General features: G+C 63.8%; 27 protein-coding genes and 1 pseudogene. 14 read left to right on the top strand and 14 right to left on the bottom strand.

The window, feature by feature from the left end; all coding sequences use genetic code 11:
- The first annotated feature begins 145 nt into the window (after nucleotides 1-145).
- The gene (locus tag ACHMW7_RS24665; protein WP_395448058.1) at nucleotides 146-2023 is read left to right on the top strand and encodes an AsmA family protein; all 1878 of its coding nucleotides are present in this window, start codon (nucleotides 146-148) and stop codon (nucleotides 2021-2023) included.
- 12 nt (nucleotides 2024-2035) lie between these two features.
- Here ACHMW7_RS24665 and xseA read toward each other — a convergent pair whose 3' ends face one another.
- Both xseA and ACHMW7_RS24655 read right to left on the bottom strand, forming a co-directional pair.
- On the bottom strand, nucleotides 2036-3601 hold the full coding sequence (xseA, locus tag ACHMW7_RS24660; protein WP_395448057.1) for an exodeoxyribonuclease VII large subunit: 1566 nt from the start codon (nucleotides 3599-3601) through the stop codon (nucleotides 2036-2038).
- Between the two features lie 56 nt (nucleotides 3602-3657).
- Nucleotides 3658-4614 (bottom strand): LysR substrate-binding domain-containing protein, encoded by a 957-nt coding sequence (locus ACHMW7_RS24655; RefSeq protein WP_395448056.1) that lies wholly within the window; start codon nucleotides 4612-4614, stop codon nucleotides 3658-3660.
- 169 nt (nucleotides 4615-4783) lie between these two features.
- On the opposite strand from ACHMW7_RS24655, the gene ACHMW7_RS24650 reads away from it, so the two are divergent.
- Entirely contained in the window at nucleotides 4784-5074 is a 291-nt protein-coding gene (locus tag ACHMW7_RS24650; RefSeq protein ID WP_395448055.1) for a DUF1127 domain-containing protein, read from the top strand.
- 148 nt (nucleotides 5075-5222) lie between these two features.
- Here ACHMW7_RS24650 and ACHMW7_RS24645 read toward each other — a convergent pair whose 3' ends face one another.
- The 6 genes from ACHMW7_RS24645 to ACHMW7_RS24620 all read right to left on the bottom strand — a co-directional run bounded on the left by ACHMW7_RS24645 (nucleotide 5223) and on the right by ACHMW7_RS24620 (nucleotide 9996).
- Nucleotides 5223-5582, bottom strand: coding sequence for a DoxX family protein (locus tag ACHMW7_RS24645; protein WP_395448054.1), 360 nt, complete (start codon nucleotides 5580-5582; stop codon nucleotides 5223-5225).
- A 1-nt stretch (nucleotide 5583) separates the two neighbouring features.
- Nucleotides 5584-5937: a VOC family protein gene (locus ACHMW7_RS24640; protein ID WP_395448053.1), complete on the bottom strand. Its 354-nt coding sequence runs from the start codon at nucleotides 5935-5937 to the stop codon at nucleotides 5584-5586.
- 74 nt (nucleotides 5938-6011) lie between these two features.
- The gene (locus tag ACHMW7_RS24635; protein WP_395448052.1) at nucleotides 6012-6836 is read right to left on the bottom strand and encodes a DUF6597 domain-containing transcriptional factor; all 825 of its coding nucleotides are present in this window, start codon (nucleotides 6834-6836) and stop codon (nucleotides 6012-6014) included.
- 23 nt (nucleotides 6837-6859) lie between these two features.
- Nucleotides 6860-7777, bottom strand: coding sequence for a DUF937 domain-containing protein (locus ACHMW7_RS24630; RefSeq protein WP_395448051.1), 918 nt, complete (start codon nucleotides 7775-7777; stop codon nucleotides 6860-6862).
- A 77-nt stretch (nucleotides 7778-7854) separates the two neighbouring features.
- Nucleotides 7855-9228, bottom strand: a complete 1374-nt coding sequence (locus ACHMW7_RS24625) for a glutamate--cysteine ligase (RefSeq protein WP_395448050.1) — start codon at nucleotides 9226-9228, stop codon at nucleotides 7855-7857.
- A gap of 168 nt (nucleotides 9229-9396) precedes the next feature.
- Nucleotides 9397-9996, bottom strand: coding sequence for a TetR/AcrR family transcriptional regulator (locus ACHMW7_RS24620; protein WP_395448049.1), 600 nt, complete (start codon nucleotides 9994-9996; stop codon nucleotides 9397-9399).
- Between the two features lie 83 nt (nucleotides 9997-10079).
- Between ACHMW7_RS24620 and ACHMW7_RS24615 the strand changes: the two genes are divergently transcribed.
- Nucleotides 10080-10991, top strand: a complete 912-nt coding sequence (locus ACHMW7_RS24615) for an alpha/beta fold hydrolase (protein ID WP_395448048.1) — start codon at nucleotides 10080-10082, stop codon at nucleotides 10989-10991.
- Here the strand turns inward: ACHMW7_RS24615 and ACHMW7_RS24610 are convergent, their stop codons facing one another.
- Nucleotides 10992-11726, bottom strand: coding sequence for a 16S rRNA (uracil(1498)-N(3))-methyltransferase (locus ACHMW7_RS24610; protein WP_395448047.1), 735 nt, complete (start codon nucleotides 11724-11726; stop codon nucleotides 10992-10994).
- Between the two features lie 121 nt (nucleotides 11727-11847).
- Nucleotides 11848-12498, bottom strand: a complete 651-nt coding sequence (locus tag ACHMW7_RS24605) for a hypothetical protein (RefSeq protein ID WP_395448046.1) — start codon at nucleotides 12496-12498, stop codon at nucleotides 11848-11850.
- An 81-nt stretch (nucleotides 12499-12579) separates the two neighbouring features.
- Between ACHMW7_RS24605 and ACHMW7_RS24600 the strand changes: the two genes are divergently transcribed.
- Together ACHMW7_RS24600 and ACHMW7_RS24595 are read left to right on the top strand one after the other, a co-directional pair.
- Nucleotides 12580-13278: a type 1 glutamine amidotransferase gene (locus tag ACHMW7_RS24600; RefSeq protein ID WP_395448045.1), complete on the top strand. Its 699-nt coding sequence runs from the start codon at nucleotides 12580-12582 to the stop codon at nucleotides 13276-13278.
- A gap of 285 nt (nucleotides 13279-13563) precedes the next feature.
- A complete protein-coding gene (locus ACHMW7_RS24595; protein WP_395448044.1) occupies nucleotides 13564-13701 on the top strand; it encodes a hypothetical protein in 138 nt (45 codons plus the stop codon).
- Here the strand turns inward: ACHMW7_RS24595 and ACHMW7_RS24590 are convergent.
- Both ACHMW7_RS24590 and ACHMW7_RS24585 read right to left on the bottom strand, forming a co-directional pair.
- On the bottom strand, nucleotides 13685-14443 hold the full coding sequence (locus ACHMW7_RS24590) for a metallophosphoesterase family protein (protein WP_395448043.1): 759 nt from the start codon (nucleotides 14441-14443) through the stop codon (nucleotides 13685-13687). The genes ACHMW7_RS24595 and ACHMW7_RS24590 overlap by 17 nt on opposite strands.
- Nucleotides 14440-15234 (bottom strand): FadR/GntR family transcriptional regulator, encoded by a 795-nt coding sequence (locus ACHMW7_RS24585; RefSeq protein ID WP_395448042.1) that lies wholly within the window; start codon nucleotides 15232-15234, stop codon nucleotides 14440-14442. Before ACHMW7_RS24585 ends, ACHMW7_RS24590 begins: the two co-directional genes overlap by 4 nt.
- A 196-nt stretch (nucleotides 15235-15430) precedes the next feature.
- Here ACHMW7_RS24585 and ACHMW7_RS24580 point away from each other — a divergent pair, with 196 nt between their 5' ends.
- From ACHMW7_RS24580 to ACHMW7_RS24545, 8 genes are all read left to right on the top strand, one after another.
- Nucleotides 15431-16753 carry a DUF3422 family protein gene (locus ACHMW7_RS24580; RefSeq protein WP_395448041.1) on the top strand — a complete coding sequence of 441 codons (1323 nt, stop codon included), beginning with the start codon at nucleotides 15431-15433 and terminating at the stop codon, nucleotides 16751-16753.
- A gap of 168 nt (nucleotides 16754-16921) precedes the next feature.
- Nucleotides 16922-18418 (top strand): FAD-linked oxidase C-terminal domain-containing protein, encoded by a 1497-nt coding sequence (locus tag ACHMW7_RS24575; RefSeq protein WP_395448040.1) that lies wholly within the window; start codon nucleotides 16922-16924, stop codon nucleotides 18416-18418.
- Nucleotides 18419-18421: 3 nt separating this feature from the next.
- Nucleotides 18422-19006: an ASCH domain-containing protein gene (locus tag ACHMW7_RS24570; protein ID WP_395448039.1), complete on the top strand. Its 585-nt coding sequence runs from the start codon at nucleotides 18422-18424 to the stop codon at nucleotides 19004-19006.
- An 84-nt stretch (nucleotides 19007-19090) separates the two neighbouring features.
- Nucleotides 19091-20344, top strand: a complete 1254-nt coding sequence (gene glcE, locus ACHMW7_RS24565) for a glycolate oxidase subunit GlcE (protein ID WP_395448038.1) — start codon at nucleotides 19091-19093, stop codon at nucleotides 20342-20344.
- Nucleotides 20341-20718 (top strand): DUF4870 family protein, encoded by a 378-nt coding sequence (locus ACHMW7_RS24560; protein WP_395448037.1) that lies wholly within the window; start codon nucleotides 20341-20343, stop codon nucleotides 20716-20718. The genes glcE and ACHMW7_RS24560 overlap by 4 nt, the downstream gene beginning before the upstream one ends.
- A gap of 26 nt (nucleotides 20719-20744) precedes the next feature.
- Nucleotides 20745-22070 carry a glycolate oxidase subunit GlcF gene (gene glcF / locus ACHMW7_RS24555; RefSeq protein ID WP_395448036.1) on the top strand — a complete coding sequence of 442 codons (1326 nt, stop codon included), beginning with the start codon at nucleotides 20745-20747 and terminating at the stop codon, nucleotides 22068-22070.
- A gap of 130 nt (nucleotides 22071-22200) precedes the next feature.
- A complete protein-coding gene (locus tag ACHMW7_RS24550; protein WP_395448035.1) occupies nucleotides 22201-22512 on the top strand; it encodes a putative quinol monooxygenase in 312 nt (103 codons plus the stop codon).
- Between the two features lie 94 nt (nucleotides 22513-22606).
- A complete protein-coding gene (locus tag ACHMW7_RS24545) occupies nucleotides 22607-23404 on the top strand; it encodes a L,D-transpeptidase (protein WP_395448034.1) in 798 nt (265 codons plus the stop codon).
- A 33-nt stretch (nucleotides 23405-23437) separates the two neighbouring features.
- Here the strand turns inward: ACHMW7_RS24545 and ACHMW7_RS24540 are convergent.
- Together ACHMW7_RS24540 and ACHMW7_RS24535 are read right to left on the bottom strand one after the other, a co-directional pair.
- Nucleotides 23438-24362: pseudogene (locus ACHMW7_RS24540) on the bottom strand (bifunctional 5,10-methylenetetrahydrofolate dehydrogenase/5,10-methenyltetrahydrofolate cyclohydrolase).
- 242 nt (nucleotides 24363-24604) lie between these two features.
- On the bottom strand, nucleotides 24605-25384 hold the full coding sequence (locus tag ACHMW7_RS24535; protein ID WP_395448033.1) for a L,D-transpeptidase family protein: 780 nt from the start codon (nucleotides 25382-25384) through the stop codon (nucleotides 24605-24607).
- 211 nt (nucleotides 25385-25595) lie between these two features.
- Here ACHMW7_RS24535 and ACHMW7_RS24530 point away from each other — a divergent pair, with 211 nt between their 5' ends.
- Nucleotides 25596-26234, top strand: coding sequence for a DNA-3-methyladenine glycosylase I (locus tag ACHMW7_RS24530; protein WP_395448032.1), 639 nt, complete (start codon nucleotides 25596-25598; stop codon nucleotides 26232-26234).
- The last annotated feature ends 2 nt before the right edge of the window (nucleotides 26235-26236 follow it).

The following is a 26236-nucleotide window of genomic DNA, read 5'->3' as shown; positions in this document are numbered from 1 at the left end:
GCACTGCAGCAGATCAAGGAAATGTCGATTAGCGCCATTGCGCTGTGCGCAAACGTCATCGCATGGCCACAAAGACTTGAAATGCCGCGTTACTCGGTTACACCCGGTAGCCACAACGGCGCAGCACGGGCGGCACAAGGGCAGCATGCCATCACCACTGTTCAAGCGCAGCATCTGGGCGATCATCGGACTTGTTGTCCTGATCGCTGCAACGGTTGCCGCGGTGCCGTTCATTGCTTCCACTCAGATCGTCAAGGATCGCATCGCCTTCGAGATGAGCGCGTGGAGCGGTTTCCGCGTTTCGATCGAGGGCACCCCCGACATCGAGATCTGGCCGGTTTTCCGCGCCACCCTTACCGATGTGACGCTGACCGACTGGGAGGACGAGCAGGGCTCGCCGGTCATCGAAGCTGAACGCGTCGAGATCGAACTGTCCGCGCTTTCCGCGCTGAGCGGCAATGTCGATTTTTCCGACGCGCATTTCGTCAGGCCGACGCTGCGCTTGAAGCGCCTTGCCAATGGCGGACTTGAGATGCCGCACTCGCAGGGCGGGCGTCTCAGTCGCGCCATCGAACGCGCCCGCGCCACAGTGGCGTCGAATCCGGTGGAGCCCGACCTCAGCGCGCTGCCATCGGACGAGTTCGGCGCTGTCGAATTCGTCGACGGGCGCGTCGTCGCGGTTTCCGACGAGGGCGAGGACGAGCTTCTCAGCGACCTCACCGGCAAGGCCAGCCTGCCAGCGCTTAACAAGGCTGGAACGCTGACCGCCACTGGCGTCTGGCATGGCGAACAGATTGCGCTCGAACTGTCTTCGCCGCGCCCCCTGATGCTGTTTGCCGGTGGCATGGCGCCGATCGTCGCTTCGCTGAAATCGGCGCCTGTCGAAGCCTCGTTCGACGGCACCATCAACATGGGTGCCGACGCGCATGTCGACGGCCAGGCCAAGATCGCAGCACCTTCCTTGCGGCGGATGCTGGAATGGTCGCGGCCGGGCATCCTGCCGGGGAGCCCGGTTGGCTCGATTTCACTCGCTTCCAAGGTCAGCGGCAACCTATCTCGCCTGAAGATCGAAAACGCGCAGGTCACCCTCGACGGCAATCCCGGCATGGGCATCCTCGACCTGTCGCTTGATGGGCCGGTGCCATCGGTTTCCGGCACACTCGCCTTCGACACGCTCGATTTGATGACGTTTGCCTCGTCCTTTGCCCCGATGGTGCCGACAAACAATGCGGCCACGACTGAGATCGATACCAGCTTTTCCGACCGTATAAATCTGGATCTGAGGCTATCGGCGACCAAGGCGACGGCCGGTTCCATCGCGCTCGCCGAGGTCGCTGCAACCGCGCAGGTCAAGGGCGGCCTGGCGGCGTTCGACATCTCCGATGCCGAAGCCTTCGGCGGCAATGTCCAGGCCAGCATCCGCTTTGACCGCAAGCCAGGTGGTACGCAGGCCGAGATGCGGCTTCTGGCCTCTGATATCGACGGCGGCGCCTTTGGCGCGGCCGCCGGCATGAGCCACATCGTGCCCATCGGCCGCGGCACCGTGTCGGTCATCCTGCAGGGGCCAGGCCTGAGTTGGAACACGCTGCTTCAGAACGCCAACGGTTCCGTCGCCGCTACTTTCGGCGTCGGTGCCATTGCCGGGCTCGACCTGCAAGCATTTCTCAAGCGCGCCACCGACCGCGGCTTTTTCTCGCTCGACGAAGTGTCCGGCGGTACATTGCCCGTCGACGGGGTCGAGCTCAAGGCGACGATTTCCAATGGCGTTGCCAGGATCGACAAGGCCGAGGCACGTACGCCCACAAGCCGCATCTGGCTGACCGGCATCGTGCCTTATGTCGGGCGCGGGCTTGCACTGTCGGGCGCGATCGAAGCCAAGGAGACCACGGCGTCGACATCGACAACAACGGCCCCGGTAGCGCCTGCAGTGCCGCCGACAGCGTTTTTCGTCGGCGGCTCGTGGAGCGCACCGTTCATTTCACCGCTGGTGGCACCAGTAATCTCGTCGCCAACGGGCGACTGAACCTCAACTGACTTAGAACAGGCTGCCCTGATTGCCGGGTTCTTTCACCTTGGTGACGGGCTTGGCCACCGGCTTCGGCTTGGCGTCGCCACTGGTGGCGACCGCATTCGCGGTGCCGTCGGCGAATTCTATCGACAGCGCAGCACCCGTAGCCACTTCGCCGGCACGCTTGAGCACGGCACCATCGGCGTCGCGCACCAGCGCGAACCCGCGTGCCAGCACCGCCTTGTGCGACAGTGTCGCCATCAGCCTGTCGGCCTGCGACAGGCTTGTCCTTGCCCGCTCGAGCCATCGGCCAACGGCCAGCGTGCCACGCCGTTCCAGCCCGGCGAGCTGTTGGCGATTGGCCTCCTGGCGCCGAACCAGCGGTTCCGGCGAGAGTCGCCCCTTTGTGCGGTCGAAGCGGATGCGCTTTTCGCGCACCATGCCTCGCAGGGCAGCATCAGCGCGCAACATGTCACGGTCGAGATGGCGCCGCGTCTCGCCGATCCGTCGCGATAGCGTCGCCGGCGACAAGCGCACCGCCGACAGCCGGGCGCGCTTGCGCTCGGTGGCAACGGTCAGCGCCCGGCCGAGCCGGCTCGTCGCCTCGTCGAAACGGCGGCGCGGCAGCGCCAGCAACTGGTCGGGTGTCGGCAAGGCACGTGCTGCTGCCCTTACAGCCTGGCTGCGCCGGTCGATCATGCGTGAAACGGCACCGCGCAGCCGTGCGCCGAGATTGGCGAGTGTCGCTTCAAGATCGGCCTTGACCGGCACGGCAAGCTCGGCTGCACCCGTTGGCGTCGGCGCCCGCCTGTCGGCGGCAAGGTCGATCAATGTCCAGTCGGTTTCGTGGCCGACGGCCGAGATGACAGGGATATGCGATGCGGCGACCGCACGGATCAACGCTTCGTCGTTGAAACCCCAGAGGTCTTCGAGGCTGCCGCCGCCACGCGCCACGATCAGAAGGTCGGGGCGGCGAATGGGGCCAAGCTCAGGCAGTTCGTTGAAGCCGTTGACGGCTGCGGCCACTTCCGCGCCTGACGTCTCGCCCTGCACGCGCACCGGCCAGACCAGGACATGCAGCGGAAAGCGATCCTTGATGCGGTGGATGATGTCGCGGATGACCGCACCGGTCGGCGAGGTCACCACCCCGATCACCAGCGGCATGAACGGCAACAGTTGCTTGCGGCTGTCGTCGAACAGGCCCTCGGCGGCGAGCTTGCGCTTGCGTTCCTCGAGCAGCGCCATCAGTGCGCCGGCGCCTGCCGGCTCCAGGCTGTCGATGACGATCTGATACTTCGACGAACCGGGATAGGTCGTCAGCTTGCCGGTGGCGATCACCTCCATCCCTTCTTCGGGACGGAATTTCAGCCGGCTCATCGTGCCTTTCCAAACCACCGCTTCGATGCGGGCGCGGTCGTCCTTCAGCGAGAAATAGGCGTGTCCCGATGAATGCGGCCCGCGATAGCCGGAGATTTCGCCGCGTACGCGCACATTGCCGAACACGTCCTCGACGGTGCGCTTCAGCGCGCCGGAAATTTCACTGACGGTATATTCGGCAGCGTTGGTACGTGATTCGGTGGCAAGTTCGTTCATGGCGCGATTGAGGGCCGGGTGGCCCTCCTCGTCAAGCTTTGCCGCTCAGTTGCGGCCTACCATCCCGGCATGATGTGGTTCGGCTTGAGCCGACGGCCGCGCGCGGCGGCAAGGGCCGCGAAATCGAACGTGCCACCCTCTTCCGTCAGCGGCACCGAGATGTTGTCGAGGCTTTCCGAGATATGTCGCGCAAGCGCATCGACGATCTCCGGCCGGCTGGAATGGCCGCGCAATATGCCGATCTTGCAGTCGGGTAGCGCGCCGAAGCCGTCGGCTTCGCCAAGCACGCGCATTCCCGGCCGCAGCGCGCATTCGGGCAACACCGATACGGCGAGCCCAGCCAGAACGGCGGCGGTGATGACGTTGGCCGACCAGCTGGTGAACAGCACGCGGTACTCGCGGCCGCTGGCATCGAGCAGTTCGGTCGCCATCTGCCGCCACTGGCAGGTCGGGCGGCCGAAGGCCATCGGCAGGATGGTTTCCTCATGCACCATGTGGCTGGCCGACGAGACCCACAGCAGCGGCTCGTTGCGCACGATTTCGCTCGGGCGTGTATCTTCGCACTGGGTCACAAGTGCTATGTCGAGATTGCCGCGACGGATCTGGTCGGCGAGATTGACGGTGGGCTCGCACAGCACCGACAACTCGACGCGCGGATTGGAGCGCGAAAACCGCGCCATGATCTCGGGCAGGAAGCGGTCGGCATAATCGTCCGGCACGCCGATGCGGACCGTGCCCTCCAGCGCCTTGTCGTCGAAGGCGGCCAGCGTCTCGCGGTTCAGGTGCAGCAGCCGCCTGGCATAGGTCAGCAGCCGCTCGCCTTCCTCGGTCAGCTTGTTCATGCGCCCTTCTTTTTCGAAGAGAGCCTTGCCGATGCGGTCCTCGAGACGGCGCATCTGCATCGATACCGCCGACTGCGTGCGGTGCACCTCGTCGGCGGCGCGGGTGAAGCTGCCGGTGTCGACGATGGAGATGAAGGTGTGGAGCTGGTCAAGATCGAGCGGAGCGGCCATCGACGTTTCCATCATGAACATTGATGGTAAAGATTAGAAACATTCGTTGGATTAATCAATACGCCGATGGCAATCTCGCATTGTCCACATGAAGCATGTGAATCGGAACCGGTGCGGCGGCAAGGAGCGTCGACCGGATGGGACCCGTTTGTCCCAAATGGAGGTAGATATGACCACGCTTGACCATTGCACTGAGACGACGCATTCTGCGGCTCGGCCGGTGAATGCGATGCGTATCGTCAACTACACCGCCGATCTCGTGCGTGCCTGGAAAAACCGCCGCGCCTTCTACCGCCTCGGCGAGATGACCGACACCGAACTCGCCGATGTCGGGCTGACGCGCGGTGATCTGCATGTCGCTGTCGATCTGCCGTTTGCCAGCGACCCGACGGCGCGTCTTCGTTCGATCAGGCAACTGCGCAGCGAAAACATCGAGACCATGGCCCGCCGCGTCGCCTAACCGAATCCTGTTTTGCAGGCTCCCCACTCCCAGCCGGTCCCCGCCGGCCTCGCCTGCACGTTGCCCGGTCCTCCCAAGGACCGGGCTTTTTCATGCCTTGGGTGCGCTCCCTTCTGGAACCCACATCAGATTTGCCGCGGCGTGCTGCCTACGCTGTTGCGGCGAGGATGAGCCCGCCAACAACTGCGAAATTGATGATGAATGCCGACCGCAACCCTTGTCTTTCTGCGCCTGAGTAACGCCAGAAGTTGAGCGCCATCAGCGTCGCAGCGATGGTGAACAGGATCAGGGCCGTTGCCGCGTAAGCACGCATCACGCCGATCGCCAGGCACAGGCCGGCGATGATTTCGACGATCGAGCCTAAGCCGAGCAGAATTGCCGCCGCGGGAAACCCCTTTTCGGTCAGGTAGCCAGTGACCTTGCGGAAATTCCAGAAGTGCTCGGCACCAGCCCAGACGAACACGCCGCCCAGAAGGGTAAAGCCGAGGCTTTCGGCCATCGTTGCCATCTCAATTCGCCGACCACACGGCCAGTTCGTAGCCGTCGGGATCTTCGAAATGGAAACGCCTTCCGCCGGGAAATTCGAACACCGGCTTGACGATCCTGGCGCCTGCGGCTTCCAGCCGGCTTTGTGTTGCGGCGAGATCGTCGGCATAAAGGATCACCAGCGGTCCGCCTGATCTGACCGGGCCGGTTGTCGTAAGTCCTCCGGTCAGGCGGCCGTCGGTGAACTCGCAATAGGTCGAACCATAGTCGGTGAAGCTCCAGCCGAAGGCCTTGCCATAGAATTCACGCGACCGCGCGATGTCGCTGACATTGAATTCGATGTTGTCGATCCGTCGATCGTTTCCGCTTGTACCCATGGCAAATCTCCTGTGTTTCGTGGGATATCAGCCGATGCCGATTGCAGCGGCGGAAATCTTGAACGAAACGGCCATTAGCCATTGATCTGGCGTACGAAGCTTCCTGCGGTCATGCCGCAAAGCGTCTGGATCTCGCGGCCGAGATGCGCCTGGTCGGCATAACCGGCCTCATAGGCCAGGCCGGCCATGTGCTGCTTGCCCTGCGAGCGCACCAGGGAAAGAAAGTTCTGGAAACGCAGGATGCGGTCCAGCGTCTTCGGTCCATATCCGAAATAGTTGTGGCTGCGGCGCCTCAATGTGCGCTCGCTGATATCAAGCCGATCCACCAGCGACGAAATCCTGCCACCGACTTCATCCGCCCCCGATGCCATTGCCGCAAAAATCTCGCCTGCGTCTTGCGCCGGGCGCTCGAGTTCCGGAAGCCGCCGCAGCAGCAGTTGCTGCAGGACGGCAGCCTGTCGTTCGACGGTTGAGGCCTCGCCGATCCGTTGGCAAAGTTCGCGGGCCACAGGCGGGTCCCAGATATCAGCAAGATCAACCGCCTGACCGACGATCGCGCTCATCGGCGTGCGGAGCCATCTGTGTGCCGCACCCGGACGGAAGCGTATGCCGAGCACCGTCGTTCCGCCGCGCAACACGGGGGTGGCGGCAACGATGTCAGGCCCGACGACCACCAGCCGTTCGTCCTTCCACAACAGATCGACGCAGCCGTCCGGCACGACCGCGACCGGCCCGAAATGATCCCCGGGGATGGCGTTGGTCCACACGCATTGGAAATGCGCGTCGAGGCCCAGCATCGGTGCATGCTCGTCGTAGTGCCCGAGGCAATTGGCCAGGGCAGGCGCCGTCGATCTGATCCCGCTGCCACCCTTTGAAGTCTCAGGCGTAGAAGATCGCATCGAGGATCGATCCTGACCGCAGGTCAGCGATGCCTGTCCATGCCCTTGCTGAACTGGTCGAAGATCGATTCGACACCCTTCTGGTATTCGTCGCGCTGCTGGCGTCCGGTTTCGAACATCTTGCCGAACAGGTCGTCATAGGGGTTTTTCGGCTGGCCGCTGGGTGCGGCCTGCTCCTGCGGGCGCTGCCGGGCCTGCGGCTCCGGTGCCGCTGCCTGGCCACCGCCGAGCATCTCTTCGAAGATCTTGCCGAGCGGGTTGTCGCCAAAGGGATTCTGCTGCGGCGCCTGTTGGCGCGGCGAAGGCTGCGCCTGTCCGCCGCCGAACATGTCCTTGAGCACCTTGCCGAACGGGTTGTCGAACGGGTCGGGTGCCTGGGTCTGTCGCGGTGCCTGCTGAGGGGCCGCTCCACCGCCCATCATGCCGCCACCGCCCATTCCACCAGATTGGCGCATCATCTGCTCGATGATCTCACCGAGCGGGTTGTTGCCGCCGCCGAAGCCGCCGGCTGCCTGCATCTGTCCGGTCGACTGCTTGAACAGCCCACCCATGATCATCGATGCGATCACCGGCAGCATCTGCTTGAGTACGTCCTGGCCGATGCCCGTCGCCTGTGCCGCCTGGCCGGCAACGGCCCGCGACAAGTCCTTCGAGCCGAACAGGTGGCCAAGGATGCCGTTGCCTTCGTCGACGCCCTGGGGCGAGAAGGCGCGGCTGGCGTCCTCGAAATATTTGGCGTGCTGGCCGCTCGCCATCGCCTGCAGGAACGAGCCGACGCCATAGGGGTCGGAGGCATTGCGCTTCAGCCCCTGGCTGAACGCCGGCATCAGTGCTTCGATGGCCGATTGTGTCTGCTGCTGGCTCAGCCCGAACTGGCGCGACAGCGCTTCCATGCCGTTGCCGTTCTGGGCATTGGCCAGCATCTCGAACAGTGGCAGCATTTTTTCCTCCTCGGGACATTCACCGAGGAGGGAGCGTAGTGCCTTTTCGCAACCGGTTGAAGGGGCTTTCGAAAGGTCTAGTAGGCGTATTCCAGGAACGCCGGCTCGATCGAACCACCCCAGCGCGTGTTGTAGGCGTTGAGCATTTCCTCGGCACTCGTCGTGCCGCGCGCGATCACCTCGTCGAGCGTGTTGAGGAAGCCGGCCTCGTCGAATCCTTCGCGGTTCTTGCGGCCGCGATTGACCAGCCCCTGGCGCGAGATGGTCAGCACCTCGCGGCCGACCTCGCGCAGCGTGGCGTTGCGGAACGGTGCCGCGATACCTAGCTCTGGCACCGCGTCGCGCATTGCCAGCACTTCGGCGTAGGTCCAGTTCCTGGTGAGTTCTTCGGCGGCATCAAGGGCAGCGGGATCATAAAGCAGTCCAACCCAGAAGGCCGGCAAAGCGCAGATGCGGCGCCACGGGCCGCCGTCGGCACCACGCATTTCGAGGAAGCGTTTGAGGCGCACATCGGGAAACAGCGTCGACAAATGGTTGGCCCAGTCGCCCATCGTCGGCATGCCGTCGGGGATTTCGTTGCGCGCGGCACCGGCCATGAACTGGCGGAAAGTGATGTGCGTCATGTCGCGATACTGGTCGTCGCGGATGACGAAATACATTGGCACGTCGAGCGCCCACTCGACATAGTCGGCGAAGCCGAATTCTGGCGAAAAGCAGAATTCGAGCAGGCCCGAACGCTGGTTGTCGGTGTCGCGCCAGATATCGCCGCGCCAGCTCTGCATGCCGTTGGCACGGCCGTCGGTGAAGGGCGAGTTGGCGAAAAGTGCCGTCGAAAGCGGCTGCAGCTTGAGCGATACCTGCATCTTGCGGCGCATGTCGGCTTCGCTTTCGAAGTCGAGATTCACCTGGATGGTGCAGGTCCTGTACATCATGTCGAGGCCCTTGGTACCTACCTTGGGCATGTAGGCGGTCATGATGTCGTAGCGCGATTTGGGCATGCGCGGCGTCTCGGCCAGCGTCCATTTCGGGCTGCCGCCGAGGCCGAGGAAGCGGATGCCGAGCGGTTCGGCAATCTCGCGCACTTGCGCCAGATGGGCGTTGCCCTCGCGACAGGTCTGGTGGATCGTTTCCAGCGGCGCACCGGAAAGCTCGAACTGTCCGCCCGGCTCGAGCGAGATCGCGCCCTGGCCAGTCGGCTCGACGAGACCGATGATGCGGCCGGCGTCGATGATCGGATCCCAGCCGAGCGTCTTCTGCATGCCTTCGAGCAGGGCGCGGATGCCGCGGTCACCGCCATAAGGAACCGGCGCGTTGCCATCGACATAGAACGGGAACTTCTCGTGCTCGGTGCCGATCCGCCACTTGTCGCGCGGCTTGTTGCCGGCTGCGAGATAGTCGACGAGTTCGTCCATCCCTTCGATAGGCCGGAAATCGGTGGTGTCGCGCGCCATGTATGCTTCTCCTGAAGGCGGAAGGACCGCGGGCGCTTGATGGACGATCGAGCGCTCGCCGATCAAGCGAAAAATCCTGAGCCTTCGTCAACAGGAATTGATCGATTCCGGGGGCGATAGTGAAATGTTGATGCTTGGAATTGTCCCGTTGCGGACTGCACCTTCCATTTAGGGCGCAATTGTCGGTTTTGCATACGCCATCGCGGCCTCGACAAGCGCTGCCGCCGCCTCGCCTGCGGTTTCCATGTAGGAGGGATCGCGGTTGAGCAGAACGACGGCAAAGGAGCCGTCCACAAGCAGGATGACCTGCCGCGCCAGCATCTCCGGTGCCTGGGTCCCTTCCGCCGCAAAAACTGACGTCAGCCACGCCTCGACGCGCTTCTTGTGGGCGATGCCGAGCTTGACCGCCGGATGGCCGGGCATGTTGGCAAGCTCTGCGGCGGTCCTGAGGAAACCGCAACCCTTCCAGCTGGGGTGGCGCGCCGATTTGGCCAGGTTGGTGAAAATGTTCCGCACCTTGCCGGCCACACCGCCTTCGGCTTCCGCGAACCAGCGCTGGAACAGTTTGAGGTTGGGTTGGTCGCGTGCGTCGAGATAGGCGGCGACCAGATCGTCCTTGCTGGCGAAGTGATAATACAGCGTCCGCTTGGTCAACCCTGCCTTTTCGGCCACCGCATCGACGCTGACGCCCCTGATGCCTTCGCTGTAAAACAGCTTCGAGGCTGCGGTGACGATCCGCTCGCGCGTTGGAATCTCTGTCGATTTCATCGATCATGTATACCGACTAGTGAGTGTAACGAAAAGCGGGCATTCGCTACAGCTTCAGGTATCCGCAACAGCGAGGCCTGTCGATGTCCATTGCCGTTTCAGCCGTCGATGTCAGAACGGTCGAGATCGCCTGCCGCGATGGCGTGGCGCTGCGTGGCCATATCTGGCCGCATGCGCGCGGCGAAAAGGCCGGCACGGTTATCGTCAACCCGGCGACCGGGGTGCTCGCGCGCTACTACCATCGCTACGCCGCCTTCCTCGCCGGGCACGGCTTCGATGTCGTCACCTACGACTATCGCGGTATCGGCGCATCCCGGCCGGCGAACATGCGCCGCTGCGGCTATCGCTGGCGCGACTGGGGCGAGCGCGATTTCGAAGCGGTGCTGCGCCTGGCGATCCGCCTTGATCCCAGCGCTTCCTTGATGGTCGTCGGACACAGCATCGGCGGTGTCCTGCCTGGGCTGGCGGAATCGGCGCCCGCAATCGGACGTATGCTCACCGTTGGTGCCCAATATGCGTTCTGGCGCGACTATGCGCCCGAGCGGCGCCTGCGGCTGTTTCTCAAATGGCACGTCGCCATGCCTGCGCTCACTGCGTTCTGCGGCTATTTCCCCGGCCAGAGGCTCGGCTGGCTCGAGGATCTTCCATCCGGCGTAGCCAACGAATGGAGCTTTCGTCGCGCCCGCATGGAACTGAGCCATCCCGAAGATGAGCGGGAAAACGTGTTGCGACGCTTCGCTGCCGTCGCTGCATCCATACTCGCCGTCAGCGTCACCGATGACGAACTCGGCACGCCGCAGGCTGTCCGGCGGGCGCTGGCCTACTACGCAGGCGAAAGCACGACCCAGGTCCTGCTTTCGCCTGCGGATTTCGACAAGAAGGAGATCGGCCATTTCGGCCTGTTCCACAGCCGCCATGCGCCCGATTTCTGGCTCGACACGCTGATCTGGCTGCGCGACGACCTCAATCCGTGGCCGGGCAAGGTGCTCGCCTGACTACCAGTCGCCGATGGTCGCCTGGATCACGGCGAGCGCTGCCACCGCCGCCGTGTCGGCACGCAGGATGCGCGATCCGAGTGGAATGGCGGTCACAAAGGGCAGGGCGCGCAGCATGCGCCGCTCGACATCGGAAAAGCCGCCTTCCGGTCCGACCAGCAGGGCCAGCTTGCGCTCCTTTATCCCCTGCAGTGCGGCCATCGGATTGTTGGTCGAGGCGTCTTCGTCGCAGAAGATCAGCCGCCGCTCCTTGTCCCAACCGCTGAGAAGCTGCTCCAGCCTCACCGTGTCGCTCACTTCGGGAATGGCAAGGATGCCGCATTGCTCGGCAGCCTCGACCGCATTGGCCCGCAGCCGCTCAATGCCTGGCTTCGCCAACTGCGTGTGCTGGGTGATCACAGGCACCAGCGTGCCCGCGCCCATCTCGACCGCCTTTTGCACGAGATAGTCGAGCCGGCCGACCTTCAGCGGAGCAAAGCAGTAAACGAGATCGGGGTGTGCAGGCTGCGGCCGCTGTTGCTCCAACACTTCGAGCCGCACGGCCTTCTTGGTCCTGGCCGCAATCCTGGCTGACCATTCGCCGTCACGACCATTGAACAGCAGGACTTCCGCGCCTTCGCCGAGGCGAAGCACGTTGCCGAGATAGTGGCTCTGTTGCGGGCTGGCGTCGAAGTCCGCGCCCTTGGCGAGGTCGTCCAGAACGAAAAGCCGCTGCATCTTGTAGTTTGCGCGCATCGGCGAGGAATGCGGCACCCCGCTGCCGCGGTCAAGGGCGGGATGTCGGGCCTACTGGTCAATCCCAAATGTTCAAGTTGTGTACTTTGCATCTAAGGGGGCGGACATGGCGTGCGGTGGCCTATGCGCGCGCCGCACTCGGGTGCCACTCCGGTTCAAAACCTTGCCGCAGCACGGCCAGCGTGGTCGCAGGCGTGACGACGCACATTTCACGCGTGCCGAAGTCGTCGAAGCCAAGGCCTTGGCTGTAACCCGCGAATGACCAACGCAAGGCACGGCCGCGGTGGATGGCGTAGTCGGCCTCGCCGTCGGAAACCATCGCGCCGTCCGGCAGCAGCGAAAGCCCGTGCCGGTCGACTTCGATCGCCTTGCCGCCCGACGCCAGCCGCTCGGCATGCAGCTTGGCGTCGATCTCGCCAACCTTTGGATCGTCAGCGCCAAACGCGTGTGCATAGGCCGCGCTGTAGGCCTTGGCCCGCTCGCGCCGACAGTAGAAACAGGGGCGATGCCCGGCCGCGAGCGCGGTCACCTCGTCGAGAAAGAACAGCTCCGTCCATCCCGTCAGGCCGCCGGGGCGATTGCGCCCCATGGGCACGCGACGGGCATCCTTGAAATGCAGCGCACAGGTGATCCAGGCTTTTGTCGCCCAGCGCTTATTCAGCAGCGTCTTTGTCGCCGGGTCGTGGAGAATGCCGCGATTGCCAGTGAACATGCCGCGCGCCGGATCGGGATGGATCTCGCCGAAAGGATCGACCCGGTTCTGCAGTGGCATAGCTGTTCCTTCTTGGCTGCGTCGCGCGGCGCATGATAGGGCTCGCCGCAACATTGTCACTGTGGCTGCGGAAAGGCCAAGATGCGCGTTCTGATCGTCCAGAATTTTGCCGATACCGGCCTTGGCCAGGTCGGTTCCGCCCTTGCCGAGGTCGAGGCAGTGGTCGATCAGTGCAACGCCTATCTCGGCGATGCCTTGCCTGCCGATGCCGATGGTCATGACGCGATGATCATGCTCGGTGGCGGCCAGAATGCGCGCGACGATGCGCACTCGCCCTACTTTCCGGCTCTGCTCGAACTCGCCCGCGATTTTGTCGAAAAGGACAAGGCGGTGCTCGGCATCTGCCTCGGTGGCCAGCTTTTGGCGCGGGCCTTTGGCGGTCACAACCGCATCGGCGGCTCGACCGAGTTTGGTTGGCACGGCATCACGCTGACCGATGAAGCCCAGGACGATCTCGTCTTCAGCGATCTGCCCCAGCGCTTTCCGATCTTCCAGTGGCACGACGACACCTTCACCTTGCCAGAGGATGCGGTGCGGCTTGCCGGCAGTTCGGTGACCGGCAACCAGGCCTTCCGTGTCGGTCGCGCCGGTTACGGCATCCAGTTCCATTTCGAGGCAGACCAGCCGATGGTGCGCGGATGGAGCGAGGCCTTTGCCGAGACGATCTCAAGGCGCCATCCCGACTGGCCCGAGCGGCACGAAGCCGAAGCCGCCCGCCACGGCCCCGAAGCCGACGCCGTCGGCCTGGCGCTGGCACGCGCCTGGGTCGCCGCCATTTGACCGGATAACCGTCAGTTACGTGACATTTTTGGCACGTCGAACAAAATCCGCTGTGCATAGCGATTTGCCGGCTGGATTGTGCCTGAAAGCCTTTCTAAAGACAGCCCGGCGCCAGCTGGCGATGGTATCGCGAATGAACCATCTCTGAGTGCAGCGCGACACAAGCCCGATACAGAACCACCCTAGAAGCACGGCCGTGATGCCGCGCGACTGCGGTGCCGCTTAAACTTTTCGGAAACTTATTCGTAACTCTGCTCGTGCAGGATACAGGAAGCTCAACCTGAGATGACTCCCTTGAAAGCAGCGCTCCTGTCCTTCGCCATGCTGTCGGCAATCGTGCTCGGCGGCTTTGGGATTTATGCCGCGGATGCCGCGGCCGACCATCACGCGGTCGACGGCTACGGCGTCACCGCCGCCCGCTAACGCCAGGCACTTCCACCGAGATCAATCGTTTTTCCGTGCCGTCGACGACGAGCGCGGTCAGCGCGCCTGAATAATAAACGCCGGTGTCGACATTGACCCGGTTGGCCATCACCTCGGGCTCTGCCTGTGGCGTGTGCCCATGCACGACAACTTTCGGGTGCAGCCCCGGATGGTTGAGGAATTCGTTGCGGATCCAGATCAGATCGTCCGGATCCTGATTTTCCAGCGCGATGCCGGGTCTGATGCCGGCGTGGCAGAAGAAGAAATCACCGAACGATATGGAACGCGGCAGCGTGCGCAGGAAGCGCAAATGGCTGTCGGGCACGGCTGCCGCCAGCGCGCGGTGGCTGTGCCACAGCCCGGCGGCATCGCTGGTTTTCAGGTCCACGCCATACGACATGGCTGTCTCGCGTCCCCCATGCCGCGCAAACAGGCTTTCGGGATCGGGCTCGGCGAGAAAGTCCAGAAACCCGACGTCGTGATTGCCTGTCAAAACGATGTTGCGGCTATCGTGCTTCGCGGCTGCGATCAGGAAGTCGATCACGCCCCGGGAATTTGGTCCCCGGTCGACAAGATCGCCAAGATGGACGATGCGCCAATCCTCAGGCTTGTCGCGCGCGATCTCTTGGGCGATCCGCGCGTGCATCTCTGTCAGCAGTTCGAGATGGCCATGGATGTCGCCGATGGCATAGACGCGCATGCCTTCGGGGCCCTTGGCGTCGAGATAATGCACGCCAGTCATGGCTTCCGACCCGTTTCGCCGCTGTCGCTACGCTGCCTTAGCCGCAGGCGCGAAATGCGCTGCCAGTCGCCGCTGCGCTCGGCCTCGGCCATGGCGCGTTCGAGATAGGTGATGTGGTCCATCGCTGCCTTGCGGGCGCTGGCCGGGTCGCCAGCCACGACCGCGCGATGGATCGCCTGGTGCTGTTCAAGCAGCACGTCGCGCGTTCCGGTCACGGTGAACACCACCAGCCGGTTCTGGAAAACACCGTCCGACAGCAGCCGGTAGCAGGAGCGCAACGTGTGCAGCAGGATGATGTTGTGGGCGCATTCGCCGACGGCATGATGGAACTCGACGTCGATTTCCGCTTCCTCGGCGGCGTCGGCGCGCGCATGCGCTGCTTCCATCTTCGCCATGATGCGGTCGAGCAGCGCCAGATCCTCGGCGGTTGCCCGCCGCGCCGCATATTCGGCCGCCAGCCCTTCGATCTCGCGGCGATATTCGAGATAGTCGGCTGCCGCCTTGCGGTGGTTGACGATGAGCTCCATCACCGGCTTGGAAAACACCTGGCCGATGACGTCGGCGACATGGGTGCCGCCACCATGGCGGGTCACCATCAGCCCCCGGCCTTCGAGCGTCTTCAGCGCATCGCGCAGGATCGGCCGCGACACGTCGAACTGCTTGGCCATCTCGCGTTCGCCAGGCAGGCGATCGCCGGCGCGCAACACGCCTTCGAGGATCAGGCTCTCGATCTGCTGCACCACCTCGTCGGCTGTGCGCGAATGCTCGATCCTGGAAAAGATGTCGCTCAAGGTCCTGTCCAACGCCTTTGTTAGGGCCCCGAAGATAAGAGCCTCGTCAGCAACTGGTCAAATTATTTATCCAATCTGGGCGAATTCGGTCAGCTCGTGCCGATGGGCGCTCATCAGCCGGCGCTAAAGTTGGTGTTTGCCTGTTGCAACGAATTTACCTAGAGCCAAAAAATTCCGGGCACATATGGAGCCATTGGTGACAGTAGACCCGTCCTCTCTCGAATTCCTGCCGCGTTCGACTGGCAGCGTCATGGGTTTCCCTGCGCATGAGGGGCGTCCCGGTGCCTTGGGCGAGGTGCACTCGCGCCCGCATCCGCTCGTCGAAAGCCCGCGCGTAATCGTCCAGCTTTCGTTCATGACCGAGGGCGGCTCCGCCGTCGACCAGGCGGTGCTTTCCGAACTGTCGCGCCGCCTCGGCATCGCCGCGCCCGATCGTCAAGCCCGGCATCATGCCATGAAATGGGGCCAGGGCTCCTTGCGCTGGGAGCGTCACACCGAGTTTTCGACCTATCTGTGGGAAGGCCCGCTCAGCGAGAGCGACCGTTCGCAGGAGGATTCGCCGTTTGGCAACGGTTTCAGCCCGCCCGGCACGGTCATCTCGGGCATCCGCCTCGAGATCCGCAAGTGGACGCCGGCAAACGAAAAGCTGATCGCGACTTTCGATCCCACCAGCCTGTGCTATTCGCTGGTCGAGGGCGGTGCGGCTGGCATCGTCACCGATTTCCGCCAGGATGGCGATGGCCTGACCCGCATTCTTGTCCTCGACCGCGGACTGACTCCGGCACGAACGGGCGCGCTGTTGCAGCGGCTGATCGACATCGAGACCTATCGCACCTTGGCCATGCTCGGCCTGCCGATGGCACTGTCGCTGTCGAGCCGCGTGCGTCGTATCGAAGACAGGCTCGCTGTCGCCACCCGCGAGATGAAGGCGACCGAGACCCGCGACAGCCAGGCCTTGCTCGCCGATCTCACCGAGCTTGCCGCCGAGCTGGAAGCGGACGCGGCCTCCAGCCTCTATCGGTTTGGCGCCAGCCGCGCCTATGATGGCATCGTGCGCGAGCGCCTGGAAGCGCTCGAAGAGGAGGTCGTCGCGGGTTACGACACCTGGGCTGGTTTCCTCAAGCGCCGCGTTGCGCCTGCCATGCGCACCTGCCGTTCGGTCGAGGAGCGCCAGGCCAACCTGTCGCGCAAGCTCACCCGCGCCACCACGCTGCTGCGCACCTGGGTCGACGTCGAGGTCGAAAGGCAAAACCGCGACCTGCTCGCCTCGATGAACAATCGCGCCCGCCTGCAATTGCGCCTGCAGCAGACGGTCGAAGGCCTGTCGGTTGCCGCCGTGTCCTATTATGTCGTCGGCCTCATCGGCTATGTCGCCAAGGGCGCCTCGACGGTGGATCATTTCTTCGCTCCGGAGGTCGTCACCGCTGCTTCGGTGCCGTTGGCGATCCTGCTTGTGTGGTGGGGTGTGCGCCGGGTGCGCCGTGCCCATGAAGAGCCCAAGGCGCCTCCGGGCGAGTAATTTTCCGATCTCGCCCTGCTCAAACGGGCAGGACGATCCCACCAGCGGCACATTGACGCTACGTGAACCCGGATTGGATACCCATCTGCCCGTTGATCGCTCCCGGTTTACAGAGCGCCGGCACTACTGGTAAAAGCTTTTTACCAGTTGACCGATCTCAGGTGACCGATGTCCGGCATATCGATGCCCAAGCCCGATGCGGCGACGCTGATCCGGCGTGACGAGATCGTCGCCGACATGCGCATCATCGTCCCGGGCGAGGGCGTGGTCGACGCCGTCAACGAGATGCGGGCTTTCGAAAGCGACGGCCTCACCGCTTACCGCCAGTTGCCGATGGTCGTCGTCCTGCCCGAAACCGTCGCTCAGGTGTCGCGCCTGCTCAAATATTGCAACGACCGCAACATCCGCGTTGTACCACGCGGTTCGGGCACGTCGCTGTCGGGCGGCGCGCTGCCGCTCGAAGACGCCGTGCTTCTGGTGATGAGCCGCTTCAACCGCATTATCGAAATCGACTATCCCAACCGCACCGTCACCGCCCAGCCGGGCGTCACCAATCTTGGCATCACCCATGCTGTCGAGCAGGACGGTTTCTATTATGCGCCCGACCCGTCATCGCAGATCGCTTGCTCGATCGGCGGCAACGTCGCGGAAAATTCCGGCGGCGTGCACTGCCTGAAATACGGCCTCACCGCCAACAACGTGCTCGGCATCGAAATGGTGCTGATGAGTGGCGAGGTCGTGCGCCTCGGCGGCAAGCATCTCGATGCCGAGGGCTATGACTTGCTTGGCGTCATGATCGGCTCCGAGGGGCTGCTCGGCGTCGTCACCGAGGTCACCGTGCGCATTCTCAAGAAGCCGGAGACGGCGCGGGCGCTGCTCATCGGCTTCCCCACAAGCGAGCAGGGCGGCCAGTGTGTCGCCGACATCATCGGCGCCGGCATCATTCCCGGCGGCATGGAAATGATGGACCGGCCGGCGATCCACGCGGCGGAAGATTTCGTCAATGCCGGCTATCCGCTCGATGTCGAGGCGTTGCTGATCGTCGAGCTGGATGGTCCCGGCATCGAGGTCGACCATCTGATCGGCCTTGTCGAGGCGATCGCCAATGCCAACGGCGCCACCACCTGCCGCATCTCCCAGTCCGAGCAGGAGCGGCTGACCTTCTGGGCCGGCCGCAAGGCGGCATTCCCAGCCGTCGGCCGCATCTCTCCTGACTATTACTGCATGGACGGCACCATCCCGCGCAAGGAGCTGCCGCGTGTGCTCGCCGGCATGCGCGAATTGTCGGAGCAATATGGCCTTGGCGTCGCCAATGTCTTCCATGCCGGCGACGGCAATCTGCACCCATTGATCCTCTACGATGCCAATGTGCCGGGCGAACTCGAGAAGGCCGAGTCCTTCGGCGCCGACATCCTGCGCCTGTGCGTCAAAGTTGGCGGCGTCTTGACCGGAGAGCACGGCGTCGGTGTCGAAAAGCGCGATTTGATGCCCGAAATGTTCAACGAGATCGATCTCGACCAGCAGATGCGGGTCAAATGCGCCTTCGATCCCAATCACCTGCTCAACCCCGGCAAGGTTTTCCCGCAACTGCGCCGCTGCGCCGAACTCGGCCGCATGCATGTCCACCGCGGCTTGGTGGCGTTTCCCGACATTCCGAGGTTTTGAGCGATGCTGCTCGAACAATCCATCCTCGACGGTATTGCGCGCGGCGACATCACGCTCGCCTTCCGGCGCTGGCAGAGGCCGGCGGTCAAGGCGGGCACCGGCCTGCGCACCGCCGCCGGGGTTGTCCGCATCGGCTCGGTGGATATCGTTGACGAGGCCGCGCTTTCCGATGCCGATGCCCGTGCCGCCGGTTTTGCCGACCGTGCCGCACTGGCCGCAGATCTCCGCGCCGGCACCGGTCGCAGCCTCTATCGCATTTCCCTCGACGGCATCGAGGCTGATAACAGGCTGGCGCTGCGCGACGTGGCTGACCTCAGTGATGCCGACTGGCATGCGCTCGCCGCCCGCTTCGAGCGATGGGACAGTGCTTCACCCGGCTACTTCCCCTCGATCCTGCGCCTGATCGGCCAGAACCCCGAAATGGCTGCTGCACTCCTCGCCGAACGCCTCGGCGTCGAGAAACTCAAGTTCAAGCAGGACGTGCGCAAGCTCAAGGAACTTGGCCTGACCGAGAGCCTCGACGTCGGCTACCGATTGTCGCCGCGCGGAGCTGCTGCCCTCGAAAAGCTGCGGGAGCACCGGCTGTGATGGGCTCGCTTTCAGATCGTATTCCTCACCCCGCTGGGGACAAGTGCCGAGCGCAGCGAGGCGGAGAGGGGTGACAGAAACACCATGACCACCTTCACCCCCGCCACATCGGCCGACGTCCTTGCTGCCGTCCAATGGGCGCTGGCCGAAGAAGCGCCGCTGGAAATTGTCGGCCATGGCTCCAAGCGCGGCATCGGCCGCCCGCTGCAATGCGAACACACGCTTGACCTGTCGCAGCTCACAGGCGTCACGCTCTACGAACCGGCCGAACTGGTGCTGTCGGCAAAGGCGGGCACGCCGCTGGTTGAGATCGAGAAGCTGCTCGCCGACAATGGCCAGCGGCTCGATTTCGAGCCGATGGACTACGGTCCGCTGCTTGGCCAGGCGCCAGGGCGCGGCACCATCGGCGGCGTGTTGGCGGCCAATCTCGCCGGACCGCGCCGGCTCAAGGCCGGTGCCGCGCGTGACCACATCCTTGGCATCAACGCCGTTTCCGGGCGCGGCGAAGCCTTCAAGTCGGGCGGCCGCGTTGTCAAGAACGTCACCGGCTACGACCTGTCCAAGGTCATGGCTGGCTCCTGGGGCACGCTGGCGGTGCTCACCGACGTTACCTTCAAGGTGCTGCCGGCAGCCGAAACCGAGACCACGCTGATCATCCGCGGCTTGCTCGACGACAATGCCACGGCAGCCATGTCGATCGCCATGGGCTCCAGCGCCGAGGTGTCGTCGGCGGCACATCTGCCCGAACGCATGGCCGGCCGCGTCCTCGACGGCAGACTCGGCGGCGACCCGGCCACGCTGCTACGTGTCGAAGGCTTCGGCCCATCCGTCGCCTATCGCCTCGGCCAGCTCCGGCAACTGCTCGGCAACGCCGGTGCCATCGAGGAGGTCACTGAGGAGGCATCGCGCACGCTGTGGCGCGACGTCCGCGATATCAGGCCTTTTGCCGACAGCAGCGACAAGCCGGTCTGGCGCATTTCTATGCCGCCGGCCAACGCCCACCACATGGTTCTGGCCCTGCGCATGCAGGCTGCAGCCGACGCCTTCTACGACTGGCAGGGCGGCCTGATCTGGCTGCGCATGGAGGGCGAACCCGAAGCGGAATTGCTGCGCGCATTGATCCGGAAATTCGGCGGCGGTCATGCCACGCTGGTCCGCGCCGCTCCGGACTGGCGCGCTGCAGCCCCGGTCTTCGAGCCGCAACCTGCAGCACTCGCCGCACTTTCCACACGCCTCAAGGCGGAGTTCGACCCGAAGAACATCCTCAACCCCGGCCGCATGGTGCATTCGCCCGACTCTGCTACTTCTAGGGGTGCAACCGAGGGAGTCATCTCATGAGCGAGACACCACCGCCCATCACGCCGCGCCAGACCGACCGTTGGCTCGAGCCCGGCCAGACCAACGTCCAGGTCATCTATATCCTCTACCTCGCCGGTCTGGTGATCGGCATCAGCGGCATAGTCGGCATCGTCCTCGCCTACATCAACCGTGGCAAGGCGGGCGGGTTCATCGAATCCCACTACACCTGGCTGATCCGCACCTTCTGGATCGGCCTACTCTACGCGCTGGCTTCCTTAGTGCTTATGATGGTGTTCATCGGCTTCATCCTGATGTTCGCAGTCGCTGTCTGGTTCATCGTCCGCTGCATCATGGGCCTGCAGGCGTTAGGACGCAGCGAGCCGATCAAGAACCCCGAGAGCTGGCTGATCTAGCCACCTGACAAGAGTGTCATAACGCCGTGCAGACCAATTTCACCACCGCCCAGCTTGCCGATCCGCATGTCGCGGAATCGGAGAAGATCCTGCGCAAATGCGTGCATTGCGGCTTCTGCACGGCGACCTGCCCGACCTATGTGACTCTCGGCAACGAACTCGATAGTCCGCGCGGCCGCATCTACCTGATCAAGGACATGCTGGAAAACAGCCGCCCGGCCGACAAGGAAATCGTCACCCACATCGACCGCTGCCTGTCCTGCCTTGCCTGCATGACCACATGCCCGTCTGGCGTGAACTACATGCACCTCGTCGACCACGCCCGCGTCCATATCGAAAAGACCTATCGCCGCCCGCTGATGAACCGTTTCACACGCGGAGTTCTGGCCGCCGTGCTGCCATATCCCACTCGGTTCCGCGCAGCGCTGAAACTGGCCCGCCTTGGCCGCCCCTTCGCCGGCGCCTTCGACAAGATTGCCGCGCTGAAGCCGTTCGCGGCCATGCTGCGGCTGGCGCCGGCCTCGGTGCCGGCCGCATCGGCCATGGCTTCGCCCGGCAGCCATGCCGCCAAGGGCACGAAGCTTGGCCGCGTCGCCATCCTCACCGGCTGCGCTCAGCCAGTGCTTGAGCCCGGCATCAATGAGGCGACGGTGTCGCTGCTCAACCGGCTCGGCATCGAGGTGGTGGTGCCCAGGGGCGAAGGCTGCTGCGGCGCGCTGGTCCATCACATGGGCCGCGAAGGCGCAGCACTTGATCAGGCGCGGCAGAATGTCGACGCCTGGATGCGCGAGATCGAGCAAGATGGTCTCGACGCCATCGTCATCACCGCCTCGGGTTGTGGCACCACCATCAAGGACTACGGCTTCATGCTCCGGCTCGATCCGGCCTATGCCGAGAAGGCCGCGCGGGTCTCGGCACTGGCCAAGGACGTCACCGAGTATCTGGCGACGCTGGACCTGCCTGAGCCCCAGCGCAAGCCGGGCCTGACCGTCGCCTATCATTCGGCGTGCTCGATGCAGCATGGCCAGAAGATCACGCGCCAGCCCAAGGAATTGCTGACCCGCGCCGGCTTCGTCGTCAAGGAACCGCGCGAGGGGCATCTGTGCTGTGGCTCGGCCGGCACCTACAACATCATGCAGCCGGAGATTTCGGCGCGCCTGCGTGATCGCAAGGTCAAAAACATCGAGGCGACGGGCGCCGCGCTTGTCGCCACCGGCAATATCGGCTGCATCACCCAGATCGCCTCGGCGGCGAACATTCCGGTGGTCCATACGGTCAAGCTGCTCGACTGGGCCTATGGCGGCGAAAAGCCCGCCGAGCTACCCGCGATGACATTGCAGGCAGCCGAGTGAGCAGGGGCCAGATCCTGCGCAGCAGTAAATCGAAGCTATTACCTCTAAGGTCATTGAAGCTGCGCGCAGCTCTGGCACTTTCCTCGTCATGCGGTCGGCGTCTTGCCCAGCCATCAGGAGGAAATTGGAAATGAGCGTTACCTACATCATCGGCTTCACCGTCCGCCCCGAGCAGCGCACGCGCTTTCTCAAGCTGCTCAACGGCGTGCTCGATGCCATGCGCCATGAGCCGATGTTCGTCAGTGCGACGCTGAACAGCGACCCGGGCGATACCAACCATTTCCTGCTGCAAGAGACCTGGGCCGATCACCAGGACGTGCTCGACGTGCAGCTCAAGCGGCCCTATCGCGAGGAATGGCATGCCGCGCTCGAGGAATTGCTGGCCGCTCCGCGTGACATCTCGATGTGGCAGCCGATGCGCAGCGACTACAACCAGAGTTGACCGCCGCCTGCGCCGTCCGGGATTGAACTGGGCGGGTGGAACATGCGAAGGCTTCGTGCGTTGCAGCAAATCGAAAAACGCATTGGAAGCCTCTATGTCGACATTCACCCGCCGCAGGTTGCTGGCCCTGGCCGCTACCGGCGCAGCCTCGGCGGTCTTGTCCGCATGCTCGACGACGCGCAGCGAGCGCTCTGCCCCGGTGCAGGCATTCCCCGCAGCGCCACCGCCGCCAACCCTGAACAATGATCCGTCCTTCGGCGATCCGCGCATGATGTATGCGGCGCTGAACGACAATGGTTATGACATTCCCGCCGTTCCCTTCCAGAAGGTCGACCCGCGCTATTATCGCCAGGTCGTGCAGGATCCGACCGGCGAGGCGCCCGGCACGGTGGTCATCGATACATCAGGCCATTTCCTCTATGTCGTTGCCGACAATGGCGAGGCGATCCGCTACGGCGTCGGCCTCGGCCGCGCCGGCTTCGAATGGGCCGGCCGCGGCGTCATCGAATGGAAGCAGACCTGGCCGCGCTGGTTCCCGCCCAACGAGATGATCGACCGCCAGCCCGAGCTGGAAAAGTACCGTGCCCGCCAGATCCCGGGCAAGAACGAGTGGGAGGGCGGCATGCAGCCAAGCGTGCAGAACCCGCTCGGCGCGCGTGCGCTGTATATTTTCCAGGACGGCAAGGACACGCTCTACCGCCTGCACGGCTCACCCGAATGGGCATCCATCGGCAAGTCGGTTTCGTCGGGTTGCGTGCGCCTGATCAATCAGGACGTCATCGATCTCTACGAGCGCGTGCCAGATGGCACGCCGATCGTCGTCTCCAATGGATTGCAGATGGTTGCCAACCCGGCGACGCCGCAGGTCCAGGACGGCACCTGGAGGCTGTAGACTGGAGCCAGCGGTTAGAGACGGCGACGGATCTTATTCGGCCGCCAGCGTTGCTTCGGCCGTTCCGAATGTCGCGCGGTAGACCGCGCGCTGGCGGTTGAGCGCCACCATCGTGTTGCGCAACAGGATCGCCACCGTCACCGGGCCGACGCCACCCGGCACCGGCGTGATCCACGACGCCACTTCCTTGACGCTTTCGGTGTCGACATCACCGACGATGCGGCTTGAACCATCCGGCAGTGTTTCGGCATTGATGCCAATGTCGATGACCGCGGCACCTGGCTTGACCATGTCGGCCTTGATCAGGCGTGGTTTGCCGACCGCGACGAACAGCGCGTCGGCGCGGCGAGCATGCGCCGCCAGCGAACGCGTCATGTGATGACATACCGTCACGGTTGCGCCTTCGCTCATCAGCAGGAAGGCGATTGGCTTGCCGACGATCTCCGAGTGCCCCACGACAACGACCTCCAGGCCCTTGAGATCGAGCCCGGTGGCCTTCAGCAGCTCGACCGAAGCGGCAGCCGTGCACGGTGCCAGGTCGAGCTGGTTGTAGACGATGTTGCCGATCGAGGCCGGATGCATGCCTTCGACGTCCTTGAGCGGATGCACCGCCGCCTGGATCGCCTTGATCGGGATGTGCGCCGGCACCGGTCGCTGGATGATGATGCCGGTGATGCGCGGATCGGCGTTCATGCCGTGGATGGCGGCTTCCAGCTCACCGGCGGTCAGCTCCGCCGGAAAACGCCGCTCTTCGAAGTCGATGCCGGCAAGTTCTGCCTTGGCGCGCTGGTTGCGGACGTACGACATCCACCGCGGCGACGTCGCCGACGGTGATCGAAACAAGCTCGGGGCGGAATCCTTCATCGGTCGCCTGCTGGGCGGCGGCGCGGACTTCGGCGATGATGCGAGCGGCCACGGGGCCGCCCTTGAGATAGCGGTTGTCATCGAGCGGCGGCATGTGTTTTCCTTCGCAGGCCATCGGCTTGGGATAGAACCGGGATACTTCGCCACGTCCGGGATGAAAAGGGTTGAACCGATAAAATTTCATCCATGTTAAACAATTTTTCCTGAAACCTAGCAAGAAACGGGTTCTCGAACGATCTCGCGGAATGCGAAAAGGGCAGCTCGGTCTTCCGCCGCGCTGCCCTTTTGCTTGGGAACCAGGTCTTGCGACCGGCTCCGCCCCCGTAACCGGATGAATTATCTGACGACGACCGTGGTGCCGACGGCGACGCGTTCGTAGAGATCCATGACGTCTTCGTTGCGCATGCGGATGCAGCCTGACGACACCGCCCCGCCAATGGTCCATGGCTGGTTGGTGCCGTGGATGCGGTAGAGCGTCGAGCCGAGATAAAGCGCGCGCGCGCCGAGCGGGTTCTCGGGACCGCCGGTCATCATCGCCGGCAGCACGCGACCTTTGGCGCGTTCGCGTGCGATCATCTCCGCCGGCGGACGCCATTCCGGCCATTCGCGCTTCGACGTCACCTTGTGCGTGCCCGACCATTCGAAGCCCGGCTTGCCGGTGCCGACGCCGTAGCGCCGCGCCTGGCCGTCCGCCTCCACGAGGTAGAGGAAGTTCTCGTTGGTATCGATGATGATCGTGCCTGCCTTCTCGCCGCCGTCATAGGCGACCGTCTGCGGCAGGTAGATCGGGTTGATCTGCGGCTTGACCGAGCGCTTCTCCGGCGCGCGCAGTGCCGCAGTTTGCACCCGGTCCGGCTGTGCTTTCTGGCGCTGGGCCACACGCGGGGCGCTGCGTGGCGCCGCCGGCCTGACTTGGACCTGGACGTGTGGCTGGCGCCGCTGCTGCCGGGGCATCACTTCTCCGGGGTTGCGGCCAAGTTGCAGCACCCAGGGTGCCGAAAGGTCGGGGCTCACAACAACTGGCGGGCGCTCGGCGTAGCGGTCATAGGCCAGTGCAGGCGAGATAAGCTCGGCCAGCATGGCAGCCGATGCCAGTAGGATCAGAGGTTTTCTCATGACGTGCTCTCAACTCGATCGTCAGCGGGGCAGGGCACGGCCCATTCCCTTTTCAGGGCCATGTTGTCCGGGCCTTCCCACCGAAACATGAATCGGGTTGCTTAAAATGCGAGATTGTCAGGAAAGCTTTCGGTGTGGTTACCGGCCGGTTCAGGAGTCTGGTAAAGCACGCGTAAATCAGCACTTCTTGCTGTTAACGAACGGAATGGACATGGACGAGAAAAAGACCGGCTTGATGGTCGGCGCGGATGGGGCGACACGCTGCTTCTGGCCGGGCACGCTGCCCGATTATCTGCATTACCATGACAATGAATGGGGCCGCCCGGTCGCCAACGACGTCAGGCTGTTCGAAAAGATCTGCCTCGAAGGGTTCCAGTCCGGCTTGTCTTGGCTGACGATCCTGCGCAAGCGCGAGAGCTTTCGCGAAGCATTTTCCGGCTTCGACTTCGACACGGTCGCCGACTATGGCGAAACCGACATCGAGCGGCTACTGGGCAATCCCGGTATCGTGCGCCATCGCGGCAAGATCGTTTCGACCATCAACAATGCCAAACGGGCTCGCGAACTCGCCGACGAGGCCGGATCGCTCGCGGCGTGGTTCTGGAAGTTCGAGCCCAGCCCGGACGAACGGCCCAAGGTCGTTGATTACCCCACGTTGATCGCCAACCCGACGACGCCGACCTCGACACGGATTTCCAAGGAATTGAAGAAGCGCGGCTGGAGCTTCGTCGGCCCGACTACTGTCTATGCCTTCATGCAGGCGATGGGCATGGTCAACGATCACATCGAAGGCTGCATGTGCCGCGGCAAGATCGAAGCCGAGCGCAAGGCGTTCAAGCGGCCGGGCTAGAG

This window comes from Aminobacter sp. UC22_36 (assembly GCF_044056035.1).
Lineage (GTDB): Bacteria > Pseudomonadota > Alphaproteobacteria > Rhizobiales > Rhizobiaceae > Aminobacter.
Note: the sequence above shows the minus strand (reverse complement) of the source record. Positions and strands in the feature narration are given on the sequence as shown.